The sequence below is a fragment of the Bacillus sp. E214 genome (assembly GCF_008087365.1).
Classification (GTDB): Bacteria; Bacillota; Bacilli; order Bacillales; family Pradoshiaceae; genus Pradoshia.
The window spans coordinates 600,527-613,570 of sequence record NZ_VENN01000001.1 but is presented as its reverse complement, the minus strand read 5'-3'; the positions used below and the strand labels follow the sequence as shown (position 1 = coordinate 613,570).

15 protein-coding genes are annotated in these 13,044 nt (G+C 34.7%); 7 read left to right on the top strand and 8 right to left on the bottom strand.

Features of this window, described 5'->3' with window-relative positions; genetic code table 11:
- Positions 1-395: 395 nt before the first annotated feature.
- From FHY47_RS02915 to FHY47_RS02900, 4 genes are all read left to right on the top strand, one after another.
- Positions 396-830, top strand: a complete 435-nt coding sequence (locus tag FHY47_RS02915) for an LptM family lipoprotein (protein ID WP_066099846.1) — start codon at positions 396-398, stop codon at positions 828-830.
- A 431-nt stretch (positions 831-1,261) separates the two neighbouring features.
- Positions 1,262-1,486, top strand: coding sequence for a hypothetical protein (locus FHY47_RS02910; protein WP_139891144.1), 225 nt, complete (start codon positions 1,262-1,264; stop codon positions 1,484-1,486).
- Positions 1,487-1,846: 360 nt separating this feature from the next.
- On the top strand, positions 1,847-2,884 hold the full coding sequence (locus FHY47_RS02905; RefSeq protein WP_066099853.1) for a MerR family transcriptional regulator: 1,038 nt from the start codon (positions 1,847-1,849) through the stop codon (positions 2,882-2,884).
- Positions 2,885-2,905: 21 nt separating this feature from the next.
- Positions 2,906-3,382 carry a MerR family transcriptional regulator gene (locus tag FHY47_RS02900; RefSeq protein ID WP_066099855.1) on the top strand — a complete coding sequence of 159 codons (477 nt, stop codon included), beginning with the start codon at positions 2,906-2,908 and terminating at the stop codon, positions 3,380-3,382.
- A gap of 108 nt (positions 3,383-3,490) precedes the next feature.
- On the opposite strand, the gene FHY47_RS02895 is transcribed toward FHY47_RS02900, so the two are convergent.
- Both FHY47_RS02895 and FHY47_RS02890 read right to left on the bottom strand, forming a co-directional pair.
- Positions 3,491-4,033, bottom strand: coding sequence for a GNAT family N-acetyltransferase (locus FHY47_RS02895; protein WP_066099858.1), 543 nt, complete (start codon positions 4,031-4,033; stop codon positions 3,491-3,493).
- Positions 4,034-4,058: 25 nt separating this feature from the next.
- Positions 4,059-4,541: a GNAT family N-acetyltransferase gene (locus FHY47_RS02890; protein WP_175354207.1), complete on the bottom strand. Its 483-nt coding sequence runs from the start codon at positions 4,539-4,541 to the stop codon at positions 4,059-4,061.
- A 207-nt stretch (positions 4,542-4,748) separates the two neighbouring features.
- On the opposite strand from FHY47_RS02890, the gene zupT reads away from it, so the two are divergent.
- Positions 4,749-5,558: a zinc transporter ZupT gene (gene zupT / locus FHY47_RS02885; RefSeq protein WP_066099864.1), complete on the top strand. Its 810-nt coding sequence runs from the start codon at positions 4,749-4,751 to the stop codon at positions 5,556-5,558.
- A 64-nt stretch (positions 5,559-5,622) separates the two neighbouring features.
- On the opposite strand, the gene FHY47_RS02880 is transcribed toward zupT, so the two are convergent.
- Positions 5,623-6,444 (bottom strand): STAS domain-containing protein, encoded by an 822-nt coding sequence (locus FHY47_RS02880; RefSeq protein WP_066099869.1) that lies wholly within the window; start codon positions 6,442-6,444, stop codon positions 5,623-5,625.
- Between the two features lie 772 nt (positions 6,445-7,216).
- Between FHY47_RS02880 and FHY47_RS02875 the strand changes: the two genes are divergently transcribed.
- Positions 7,217-7,480: a hypothetical protein gene (locus tag FHY47_RS02875; protein ID WP_066099872.1), complete on the top strand. Its 264-nt coding sequence runs from the start codon at positions 7,217-7,219 to the stop codon at positions 7,478-7,480.
- Between the two features lie 59 nt (positions 7,481-7,539).
- On the opposite strand, the gene FHY47_RS02870 is transcribed toward FHY47_RS02875, so the two are convergent.
- Positions 7,540-8,049 carry an LURP-one-related family protein gene (locus FHY47_RS02870; protein WP_066102213.1) on the bottom strand — a complete coding sequence of 170 codons (510 nt, stop codon included), beginning with the start codon at positions 8,047-8,049 and terminating at the stop codon, positions 7,540-7,542.
- 241 nt (positions 8,050-8,290) lie between these two features.
- Here FHY47_RS02870 and FHY47_RS02865 point away from each other — a divergent pair, with 241 nt between their 5' ends.
- Positions 8,291-8,581 carry a hypothetical protein gene (locus tag FHY47_RS02865; RefSeq protein WP_066099877.1) on the top strand — a complete coding sequence of 97 codons (291 nt, stop codon included), beginning with the start codon at positions 8,291-8,293 and terminating at the stop codon, positions 8,579-8,581.
- 191 nt (positions 8,582-8,772) lie between these two features.
- Here FHY47_RS02865 and FHY47_RS02860 read toward each other — a convergent pair whose 3' ends face one another.
- The 4 genes from FHY47_RS02860 to fosB all read right to left on the bottom strand — a co-directional run bounded on the left by FHY47_RS02860 (position 8,773) and on the right by fosB (position 12,911).
- The gene (locus FHY47_RS02860; protein WP_066099880.1) at positions 8,773-9,735 is read right to left on the bottom strand and encodes a S8 family peptidase; all 963 of its coding nucleotides are present in this window, start codon (positions 9,733-9,735) and stop codon (positions 8,773-8,775) included.
- A gap of 379 nt (positions 9,736-10,114) precedes the next feature.
- Complete coding sequence (locus FHY47_RS02855) at positions 10,115-10,825, bottom strand: 6-phosphogluconolactonase (protein ID WP_066099884.1); 711 nt, start codon at positions 10,823-10,825, stop codon at positions 10,115-10,117.
- 372 nt (positions 10,826-11,197) lie between these two features.
- Positions 11,198-12,157 carry a DMT family transporter gene (locus FHY47_RS02850; protein WP_148629611.1) on the bottom strand — a complete coding sequence of 320 codons (960 nt, stop codon included), beginning with the start codon at positions 12,155-12,157 and terminating at the stop codon, positions 11,198-11,200.
- Positions 12,158-12,491: 334 nt separating this feature from the next.
- Positions 12,492-12,911, bottom strand: a complete 420-nt coding sequence (gene fosB / locus FHY47_RS02845) for a metallothiol transferase FosB (RefSeq protein WP_140461336.1) — start codon at positions 12,909-12,911, stop codon at positions 12,492-12,494.
- Positions 12,912-13,044 lie beyond the last annotated feature (133 nt).

Sequence of the window (13,044 nt, the reverse complement as noted above, 5' to 3'; positions counted from 1 at the left end):
TCAACAAAAGAGCCTCATTTAAGGATGAATTTATACAAAAATAAAGATTGCAATTAACTTCTTATAATTGCATCCTATCTATATTTCCTGAGGTTCATCAATCAAATAGAGCTATTCCCCTCCAGTCATATTATTAGATAATGCGGAATGTTATGGTGGTTAACTGATAAATTTAAACATTTCCTGTGTTTTATTTATACATTCATTCTGGCAATAGGGACATTCGGAAGTTTCTTTGGCCTAATCCGTAAGTATTCGAATTCTCTTTGCCTTAGCGCAGTCATCAAGAAAATGTAACTTATTACCAAAAGGCATAAAACTATTTCTTTCTTCCCTGATGTTCATTAAAATGTAATTACAAAAATAGGTATCTTACGTGAGAAAGGAAAAAAAACATGAAGAAATTTTTTTTCATAATACTTGCACTTGTAATGTGCACGGGGTTAGTTGCATGTGGCGGTTCATCTAGTAGTAAACAGGAGGGATATACACCTGCTAAACCACTAGATCTTTCAGGTACATGGGTTCAAATTAATAGCAATTCTGATGAAGCTTGGCAGGAAGCCACTATTGCAGATGGCACAATTGAAATCAACTGGATCAGTGATAAAGGGGAAACAAAATCATTGTACTGGTCTGGCACATATGAAGCGCCAACTAAATCCACTAATGAATATGAATGGACATCTAAAAATGATAAAGAAAAAACTGACAGTGCCTTGTTAGCATCTGGTGCTGACACTAAAGATTTCACTTATAAAGATGGTGTGATTTCCTATGAAGCATCAGCTATGGGAACAACTACTACTATCAAATTGGAAAGACAGTAAATCATCTTAGCATAAATTGAAAGCCCATGAAAAAAAACAGGTCAGAGGCCAAATGCCCTCTGGCCTTTTCTCATGAACATCTTTTTTGATTTCATTAATTTGGATACCTTTTCAAAGGAAGTATCCCCTCTAAATTAGCAACGCCAACTTTCGCTACTATATAAGATCCTTTGGGTTTTACTTTCGCAAACTAAATACATCACTGCACCGATTGCTAATAACAAAATCTAAATGATTCATTTTTCACCTTTTTACTTCCGTAAATTTTATGCTCAACAAACAATGAATTCCTGGAAATCAGCCCTGCGTAATTAAGGATCTCTTAACAAAAAAATAATTAAGCATTATTTGTTCACAAAATATACACAATCTGTTACGATAATTGTAACAATTTAAATTTTTTTACTATTCCTACAAAGGGTGGGGTTCAAATGAAATTAAAAACATACGGGTTATTTATACTTTCCATTATTTTTGCTGTTATAGGACATTTTAAAGTTTCCGGAAGCATACAGCCAAATGGTATTGAGGTATACTCCAACACAACCGTTCTTGAGAGTATTTCCAACGGAGTTTTGTTAGGCGGGTTTGTCTTCTTTATCGGAATGGCAATGCTAGGATATTCTGTTTATAACTTTGTAAAAGAACATTCTTAATGTTTGGCCCTCAGGTACTTGCTGAGGGTTTTTTTATTTGCTTTTTTTGTCCTACACCTTTTTACTGTTAAGCTACAAACTTCACTTTTTTCTACCGCAAAATATTTCAACCTATCCTGTTTCCCCCTTTATCGTGCATATAATTGCCATGCCTCGTCCGTATTATGAATCCTTCCCAGCATTCTCTGTTTTTAGATAGGTAAACCTCCCGAAATGAACATAAAAACAAGGACACTGAAGAAATACAACTTGTTTTGATAGCTTTTGTCATGCAGCAGGAAAAGTATATTGCCTGTGAAGAATACATGTATTAGAAAGATACAAATATACCTAAACGACAAAGGGAAAGGATTGTTAATTATGAAAGATAATCAAATCTTACGAGCATATTCCATTAAAGAAGTTTCACGGAGAATAAATGTACCTGCAGGAACAATCCGCCAATGGGAAAAGGACTTAAATGGCGTATTAATTATTCCGCGTTCTAAACAGGGAGCCCGTTTTTATACTGAAGTTGAAATTTCAATTTTAAAAAGAATAAAGGAAATGCGTGATAAAAATCTTAGTAAGGAAATTATTAAGGACATGCTACAAAAACATTTAACTCAAGAAAAACAGCCTGTTTCAGAACCCCCTTCTGAAGATTCCGGAACCTCTTTGGCTGTTGTAGAAAAACCAGCTGAACCAAGGATGGAGGATTTCTTGGTAGCCATGGATGATTATAAGAATAATTTAATGAAAGAAATGTCAGCAGAGTTACGAAATAATCGGAACCTTATGATTGAAGAGGTAAAAAAAGAAATTTCACAAGGTTCAATTGATACGATTAAAGGCCTATCGAAAACGATTCAACGATCCAATATAAAAACAAACGGAGAGTTACGAAAACTTTCTCTAAATGTTTCAAAAGCATCAGAGCGTACATCCGAAACATTCGGAGCACTAACGACCACCATTGCGAGGTCTTCAGAGGGAGCCTTTGAATCGTTTTCCAAACGGATATCCGAAGCGGCCGCAGATGGTTATCGTGACTTACTTGCAGACCTCTCTGCGTCCGTAACTGAAACACAACAAGAAATTAAAAGTGTAACAGAGGCCATGTATCAGGATCGCGAGCAGTATTTCGAAACGATGAATAATGAATTAGACCAGTATCGAAATGACATCCGTCAACGAGAGGAAGCTTTTAAACAAATGGTCATGAGCTTCCGAGATGCGGCACCTACAAAAGAAATAGAAAAACCAAAAACAGTGAAATTTAAAGACGTTAAAAAGAATAAAACAAAGGAAAAAGGAAAAGTCAAAACAGAAAAAAATAAGCAAGATAAACAGACTTTAAAGGAAAAGGATATGGTTCCAGCAGAAAAGAAATGGTGGAGTTTTCGACGCAAGAAGTAAAATCTAAAGGTGGTATTAAAAATGAATACAAACGAAGTAGCTAAAATCTTAGGGGTTTCATCGAGTACAGTTAAACGTTGGGTTAAACACCTATCTATTGAACCTGCCAGAAATTCTAAAGGGCACTTTATCTTTACAAAGGAAGAATTCAGCCAATTGGAACACTATCATAATCAAGATCAAATTCAATCCGTTCAAATGCTCTCTCATCCAAATAACGAAGAGGTAGAGAAACTAAAACTAAAAGTTAATGAACTTGAATTAAAACTGTATAAAAAAGCGGATGGTGTTGCGTCCATCCAGCTACTCCAACATCGAAATGAACTTGAGGATTTACTGTCAATCGTAAATGAACTAACAACTCGAATGGATCATCTTGAGACCCAATTAAGCGGAACAAAAAAACCTCCCGCTATTTCTAAGCCGATTGCACTTGATACAATAAAATCCAGGCGAAAAAGGAAACGGAAAATAACACAAATCATGTTTGGGTTATAAGGATATTAACTTAGAAGTATAACGGGACTTTTTCAATAAGTTCCGTTATTTGCTTTATTAATGTCTGTATACGTCCAACCGCCGAAAAATAATACAGCGGAGTATTTATCAGTGTTTCCATTCCGGTTTCGTAATTGAAAATACATAGGCATCATGTGATTGATTTCTCTGATATAAATATCCTCGAAGTGTCCCTTCTAATGTAAAACCCATTTTCAGCAACAAATGATTAGATGAAGTATTAGCCGGATACGTAATAGCCCCTATCCGGAATAAATCAAGTTGATGAAAGGAATAGTTTACTACTGATATAATAGCTTCTGTTGCATATCCTAACCGCCAAAAATCCGGATGAATCTCATACCCAATCTCGGCACGTTTGCTTTTTAAACTAAGATTATTTAAGCCAACTGTACCAATTAACTGACCAGATTCCTTTAAAGTAATACCCCACCTTATGGATTGCCCAAGTGCCAGCCCTCTATCCAGAGTTGCAAAAATTAAAGCAGCATCTTCCTTTTTGGTCAAAGGCTCCATCCCATAATACTCCATTACTTCTTGTTTAGACATGATCGTAAAATACTGGTTTAGATGAGAGGTATTTAATCTTACTAATTGTAAACGCTTAGTTTCTAATTCTACAAAATCCATTTTAACTCCTCCATTTCTTATCCCCTTAAATCTTCAAATGCAAAACCATTTGTTCTCCTCTTTTCCCCATTCTCCTCTCCCCCATATCCTTAAAGCCGCAGTTTATGTATAAGGATTGAGCAGGGATATTTTTCATATTCACTAGCAGAACAACTTCATCAATTTCCTCAAAATGATTTTTGATAAAGTTGGAGATGGAGTATAATGCTTGTTTGGCAAACCCTCTCTTTTGGTATTTATAATTAACTGAAAAACTGGTTAATAACAGTGCTCTATGGTTTGTCGTCACTTCAGCCACCCTTTTTCCACTGTATAAACAGAAAAAGCCGACTGCCTTTCCGTTATTAAGAATCAACACTGGAAACTTATCACAACCCTGATATACTTGTTCTAATGCTTCGAGCGGATATGATGTAAATAGATATTGTTCAGGGGGTAGCTTATAATCTCTTATACCTTCTATATATTCGTCGGAATAACTAGCTAATGTAATTTTAGAAGTATCCAAATGTTTCATCCTCCATATTTTTCAAAATAGAAGTAATAATTTATAATACCTAATTTATTTTAAAGATTCAATTTTTTATGAACAATATACTTTTGACGAACATATTAATTAGAGTATAGAATTATAATCTATAGAGTTATATTTTGATTTTACTTGATTCAAAAAGGTACACTATGTTTAAGTTATAAGGTTAGAGAGGTTTTCATAATGGATCAAACTATTTTATTTGCCTTTGCATTAACACTCATGGCTGGTTTAGCAACAGGAATCGGGAGCTTGATTGCTCTGTTAACATCTCGTACCAATAAAGTATTTTTATCCGTTTCCCTTGGCTTTTCTGCCGGCGTCATGATTTATGTTTCAATGGTTGAAATTTTTGTTAAGGCAAAAGATTCTCTTGTCAGTGCTTTAGGCTATGAAAAGGGCTATACAATGACTGTGGTTGGTTTTTTTGGCGGTATCTTACTTATCGCCTTAATTGACCGTTTTATCCCAAAGCAAGGGAATCCTCATGAACCAAAAAAAGTGGAGGACATGAATAAGCCGCGAAGTGAAATTCATAGTGATGAGCTTATGAAAATGGGTGTGTTTACCGCTTTGGCAATTGGTATTCACAATTTCCCGGAAGGTATCGCTACATTTACATCAGCAATACAGGATCCTGGCTTAGGAATTGCTATTGCAGTCGCCATCGCTATTCACAATATTCCCGAGGGGATAGCGGTTGCCGTGCCTATCTATTTTGCGACCGGGGACAAACGAAAAGCCTTTAAACTTTCATTTCTCTCCGGATTGGCAGAGCCAGTCGGTGCTCTAGTAGCTTACTTACTGTTAATGCCATTCTTAACTGATATGTTGTTTGGAATTATCTTTTCGGCGGTTGCGGGGATTATGGTATTCATTTCGTTGGATGAATTATTACCTGCAGCTAAAAAGTATGATGAAGGTCACCATGCCATTTATGGGTTGATAGCAGGGATGGCGTTAATGGCAATCAGTTTATTATTATTTATTTAACCAGCTATTTCAAAAAAAGTAGGTCCTGAATTTTCAGGGCCTACTTTTCTTTTACTTAAAAGTTTTAAAGAAATCTTTTGATAGCTTGTTGAAGACTGCCCATTGTAGTAGCTTTGTTTTCAAAATTAATCCCCATATGGATAATTTGCTGTACAATATCGGGGCGAAGTCCTGTGATAATGGATTCACACCCCATCATTGAAGTACCCTCAATTAACTTCATTAGTTGATCAATAACATCAGGATCCATCTCAGCTATACCGGATAAATCAATAATTAAGGTTTGGATATGGTGTTCTCCAACTGCCTGTAACGCTTTCTTTTCTATAATTTTGGACCTATTATCATCCCATACACCGATTAGTGGTAAGATACAAATCGTCGGTGTGATCGGTATAATCGGGACGGATAAATTTTCAACCATTTTAGTCTGCTTTTCAATTAATATATCTTTATAATTCGAATAGCTGATAAAGAAAGTATTCAAGAAACTATCAATTTGATTGTTAATTTGTTTTTCCATAATAAAAAAATCTTCCATATTAAAAGATTCTTCTGATTGTTGAACAAATTGATTGATAAATGCCCACATCGTTCTTCTTATTGCCTGTACCCATTCCAATTTAAAATTCAAAGTAAGGGAATGAGTAGCCCAAGCTATGCCTTCTTGCTTAGCAAAATCAATAACTTCTTTCTTCTCCTGGTCAAGAACGTATATAACCAGTTTATGGGCGTTATTTATCAAATCAATATTGCCAATCAGTAAGATTTCTTCTATTTTCCGCCTGACATTTACTGCTTCAGATAATAACATATCACTAAAGGACTGGCGATTTTCCACGATATATTCTTTGATCATGGCAGCTTTATCCAAGGTTGTATCCATTCTATCCCTCCTATTATAGTCGTCTGGCTACATAAATTTTATCAGACACTTCAAAAATCGTAAAATATTAACTCTTCCTTTCTAAAGTATTTAATAGGTCATCTTATTAATTCGTATGACAGAAAAGCTACAAAGGATTTTACCCTTTATAAAGGCTTTTCGTATAGTTTGTTGTTAGTAGTCAAAGGTTGAGTGCGAAAACCCAAATTAGAGGAAAATAAAGTGAAAAAAATCCAATAAATACGAAGAGAAATGTGATATAAATACTTGTAGTATTTTAATTAGATGGGGGATTCAATGTATAAAAGATATTGGGGATCTTTGACATTTTTGAGCTTGTATGTAGTTGTGTCTATACGTGTTTTCCACACCTAAACTCTTTCCTAATTTAAGCCAGCGAAACCAATTGAGGCAGTTATCAAATATTGAGTTGCAACAACTTAAATATACTAACGGATCTTCAGTCTACTATAAAAAATATCGTTATTCCCTCTTTAAGCTTAATATATCAACCCCCATTTGGTATAACCATCACGAAAACAGCCTTTAAAAAAGAAAAGTCATGAAGGGTTAGTATTCTGGAACGAATCGTTGGTCACTTAGAAGAACATAAAAAAAACTAGAATGAACCCATATAATCTCGCTTACAGAGTTCATTTTAGTCTCATAGCATTTGTTTGATTAAAAATTGTTACTCTTAATTTCTACTACTTTTTTGTAAATTCAATTATATACTAATATGGATTATGAAAATTTTTAACGGAGGTTAAGGATGATAACGATAAAATCCTTATATGGAGTCACAGCTATGAACTTATTTATCCTTTTACCCTTATTAACAGAGTCCTTACTTCAGGATTGGACATTTTCTTTTTCCCAGCTCGCTTATTTTGTCTGTCCCATTATTACCATGATAACACTTATTAAGATTATCCAATTAGATATATTAAAAACCTATCATGGTGCCTTCAACTTTATTGTTCAATTACTTATTGGAGGCACTTCAATTATTATCGCGTTCAATCATTCTGGCTAAGTCACCTCTATTTACTCTTTTAGTTCTATCAATTAAAGTTTTAAAGAGTAATCTCTCGTTTATACGGTACTGTTCGCAGCCGAATGACTCCTTTTTTGAATAGCATTTACACCCATGACAACAGCTATCATTTCACCTATTTCGATTTCATTGGAAGTTTTAGATAATTCATAGGCAGGACTTGATAAGATGGAGTTGACTTTTCTAAATCGGCCAACTTGCTTTCCTTTTTCACTGAGGATTTCATATCTTTTGGAAAAGGTTTCTGAATCAATGCGGAATACTCCCCGGTTATGAGCTGTGTACTCGTATTTTTTGGCAAAAAAGCTAAATCTTGCACGTACGAAGCCAAGTTCATCCCCCTCTTGATTTGTAACGATCCACCTGTTGCTGAAAAGCGGGAATTTGCCGCTAATCAAAATATTTCCCTTCAAATCTAATACATCGATTGTGGAAGTAAAGGCACTTTTTAAATCTAATTTACCAACAATGTGTTCATCCCTTGTATAAATATCTTTTTGGCCAGATGAAAAAAAACTATCTGTAAAGTATAAATTCTTATAATCCATATTGCCACTCCCTGACATTCTTAATTCCCTCTTCATTAACATTTCTACATCTAAAACCGTATTCCTGCCTTAAAATATATATTGCCACTGAAGTTTGTCTACCTTTATAATGAATACAAAATTATCCATTTTCACGATGTACCCCTAAATGATTGGCATTCGTTAATGAAGCCCTTTATCCGCCCTGCCCACCAATCATTTTTCATATATTAAAAGAATAACTAATAAAGGAGTGGAGACATTGGATTGGAATTTATTTGGCGCCCTAGCGATTGCTCTCTTTCTTATTCGCTGGGATCAGAACAACATTAAACTTATTAATTTATTTAAAGAACTGTTAATGATAGGCTTGTTTGTACTTATTTTATCTTTTAGCCTTAAAGTTGAGAATCTAGCATTTTCCGTTTTCAACTATGTTCCTGAACAATTTGAAATTTGGACTGGCGCTCTCCTCTTCATTTCCTTTATTGGCGCATTGACTCACAGAGGCTGGCGCATCTTCAACACAAACCATATCAATCGTCATCATTAAAAAAGAATGCTAATCCATTTCCTACATAAACGAAAGGACTGCCATACTGAGCTAGCTATTCAGTGTGGCGGTCCTTTTTATGGTTACGCGGCCAATCTTACTATCACTGTTATAATGAAGCTTTTCAAATCTTCTCATTCGCATCATAAATCTTTTTAACGATTCAAGAATACTTTTGTACTGTCAACAATCTACATATTTATAGCATCATCTAAGGACAGTTTATTAACCAGCTCTGTTAAATAGTCAGGGGCTGTCAAATACAGCAAGCCATTTCCCTCTAATTTAGGTGAGTTCCCAAGCGGTATTGTTCTCTTTATTAATTGTGCATATATTTCCGGCTCACTTAAGTTACGTTCAAAGCTGTTATTGGTCATAACCTTAATAAGAGCCATTGCTCCTGCCACATGAGGCGTAGCCATAGATGTTCCACTTAAAGTCGCATATTTTCCGTTCAAATAAGTGGATAGAATTTTCTCACCAGGTGCTACCAAATCAATCTCCTTATTCGAATTAGAGAATCGGGATGACCGGTGTTCGAGATCAATTGCGCCAACACTGATGACTTCGTTGTAAACTGCCGGATAGCAAAGCTCTTCCGTCTCTTCATTACCATCTCCATCATTGCCTGCGGCACAAATAACTGCAATATTATTCATTACTGCCTTCTTAATTGCTTCATGCAGCTCAGGTACATCTTCTGTTCCCCCTAGAGACATAGAAATAATATCTGCTTTTTGCTCGATTGCATAAAGAATCCCGTTAATAATCCAGTCATATTCACCGAAGCCATCCTTATCCAATACTTTCAGAATAAGCAGCTTGGCAGCTGGAGCAACCCCAACTACCCCACTTTTATCTTGCGTGGCTGCAATTGTTCCCGCCACATGTGTACCATGCCCGTTATAATCCTGGAATTTATCAGGGTCACTATCATCGTCTGTAGTAAAATTCCGGCCGCCAATAATTTGCTTTGCCAAATCAGGATGGTTCACATCACAACCAGTATCCAACACTGCAATGGTTACACCTTCACCCATCGTAACATTCCAGATTTCAGGGGCTTCAATCATTTCAATGCCCTTTGGCACCTCATTGACTGAATCAAGCTGTTGATCAATATGATATGGTATAACTTGCACTTCTCTCTTCATCTTATCTCCTCCACTTGAGATTAATTTGAAGCCGGTACCAGTTGTTACCCATATTTTAACAATATATACAAAAATATCATAGGTACATTCGCACTGATTTTTAATTAGCTTATTTACATAATTATTCATGATTCATGGTTACTACTTATCAATCGTTATAATTTGACAAGTTAACATTATAATTAACCTGAGTGTAACAATGGGCGTGATTCAAAAATGAAAGACAAAATCGTATTTTATCACTAATACAAAAAACGATTATCCGACCTCTTCACTGATTCAAAACCGATAAATAGTATAATGAATATTCAGAAAATGGTATGTAATAAAGCTGACTGATTATTTTACTTAATATTGATTTTTATACCATGTACGTTTTTTAAACCCTTAATAAGCTTCCAGCTTCCTGATCTAATAAGAAAGTTGTATTTTGGTGTAAAACTTTCTTTTGTGTATGTAAATGTAAATTCTCCTTTAACGTTTTCCTGATTATTTGCGCTTTATGCAAACCATTCGCCAACACAATAACTTCCCGTGCTCCCATTATATGTTTATATCCTACCAAGTAAGCTGCAGGCAGATCCTGTGTATCAGACTGATTATAATAATCCTTATCTCCTATGCGGCGAACATGTGAATAACAAGAAAAAGAACTACTGGGACTAATAAAACCAATCTTGCAATCTCCGCCAATTCCCAATAGGACTAAATCTAATCCCCCGTTTTTAATAATATCATTGTCAATTCTCTTACATTCCTTATGAGGTATCTCAGATTTTCCGTTAAAAAAAACCAATTGTGAAGCTTTGACATTAACTTTAGAAAAAAATTCTTTATAGAGGAATTGATTGCAGCTGCCTTCATCATAAGTGCTTCTGCCCATCCATTCATACATAACTGCAAAACGGCACTCTGAAAAATCAACCAACCCCAATGAATATTGGTTCGCTAATATCTCCAATACTCGCCTTAGACTATTTTCTGCAGGGAGACCTATAAAAAGGTTTGGTTTTTCATTGATTTCTTGTATGATTATTTCAGCCGCGGATGTGGACATTTCTTCGTAATCTTTAAAAATTGTATAGTTCATTTTCTCACAATACTCCTTCCAATATTTAAGCATTTAATTCATTATCCTAAAGATGTATTTCTATTCAGTCATTCATTAACTAGTCCAATTTGTGAAATTTAAGAGAAAGTACAGAGGCGGAGTAAGTAATCATTTATGTACTAAACAGAGGAGGTTATAAACTGTATTGAAGTTAGAAGTTATAAGAAATTGTTGGTTTTATCAAACTACCTTTCCAATAATACAATGCTTCCATCCTCCTAGGCAAGAAAGATGTCTGAAATTTTTGTTAAATTAATCAGAATAAAGTCTTACTAGGAGATAAAAAAAGAAAAAATGTCAATTTCAGCAGAATTAACATTTTAGGATTACTATTTATATATTTCTACCTTTTTATATTTCTTTTGCAGTAATCGTATTCTCTTTCTTCTCAACAGAACTTAAGCTATGCAAGACTAATCCAAACATGACAATAAATATTCCAATCATAGCCGAGATGGACGGAAATAAAATAGATAAGAATATCATCTCTCCTGCTAAAGCAAACAAAATTTCCATGGATTGAGTGGCCTCCACCGCTGCCATCTTTTTCATATCACGGTTAACGAGATCGGTTGCTTTAAAAAATAGAACGGTGGCAATGACTCCTGAAGAAATAGCAACTATCAATGTTTGAATATTTTGCATAGGGCTTGGTGGTCCAACTGTAGACAGCGCCAGAATGGAGACCATAATCCAAAGAGGTAAGCTGGCTATGGTCATTCCTAGTACTCGTTGATATGCATCCAACCGACCTTTTGTAATTTCCATCATTTTACGGTTTCCTAATGGATAAGCAAATGCTGCTATCAGGATTGGGATAAAACCAAATAAGAATTCCTTTATTGTTAACTGATTCATATTTTCCATCTGTATCAATAAAATCCCCAGTAAAATAAAGCATGAGAAAAACAATTGCTTTTTAGGTATGATACCTTTTTTTGAATAAATCCCCTCTTTAAATTCAAAAAACAATGGTGTCAATAAAGTACCTGCCACTATTGTAATTTGCCAGGTTCCTGCTGTAAGCCACCCTGGAGAATATGCTGCAGCAAAACATAAAGGCAGATAGAACATCCCAAAACCAATAAAGCTCCAAAAAAACCATGCCTTTAAGTTTTCTCGCATAATAACAAACAATTGCCATAAATTCTTTCGGAAATAAACAATTGCCATTAAAAATGGAATCATATAAATATAGCGCAATGACGCACTCCAAAGCCAGCTACCTCCTGAGAGTTCCATTGACCTGTTTAGTATAAATGTCACCGCAAAGAAAAAAGATGCCAATATACCTAACAATATGGATTGCACTCACATCAACTCCCTATACTAAATTCTTCTCAAAATGGCTATGCCTTTCTCTTAAACCATCTATTATAAAAGGTTTTACAAATGTAAAAGATGCGTAGGTAAAATAAAATGTACATTTGGAATTATTAACAACCTTCTAATAACAAGAAAATCATTCTTTTCCTCAAACGTTTATCTATGAAACGTGTAATATTCGTAACGGCAAAAAAGTTAGAATTAAGGAACAAGTTTCAATCATTTTATCTTTTTTTAAATGCTGCGTGAATACATTATCATTGGCATCCAAGCTTAATAAATATAGAATAATGATTACTTTAAGCTGCTTTCACATCAACTAAAAAAACTTCATATGGGTTTTCGCTTCTTTATAATAGGAAAGACGATCATCAAGATTCCCAGTATGGAACTCAAATTTATGTCCATCAGGATCAGTAAAATAAACGGATCGCTGATCTTTTAGATCTCTTATTCTTCCTGGAAGAATATTCACGTTTAACTTTTTTAAGTGATTTATACACTCATCGAAATCTGCTTCTTCTACGGAGAAAGCTATGTGGGTATATGAATATTCTATGTCCCTCCGAGGTATCATTTTTTCTTCATTCAATGCTAACCATAAACCATTAAAATTAAAATATGCAGTTGTTCTCCCTTTTACAAGTAATTTCGCTTCGAACACTTGTTCATAAAATAAAATGGATTGATCCAGATTGGATACGGAAAATAACAAATGATTAATCCCTTTTATATTCATCCTTTATTCACCCTTTGTTTTTGGTTCATTATACTTGAAAACGAACCAAATCCCCCAGATAAAAGATACTTCCAAAAGATAAAACTCATGTTTTCATAATCTCTTCTATACATATAATGGTAAAGTATTATAG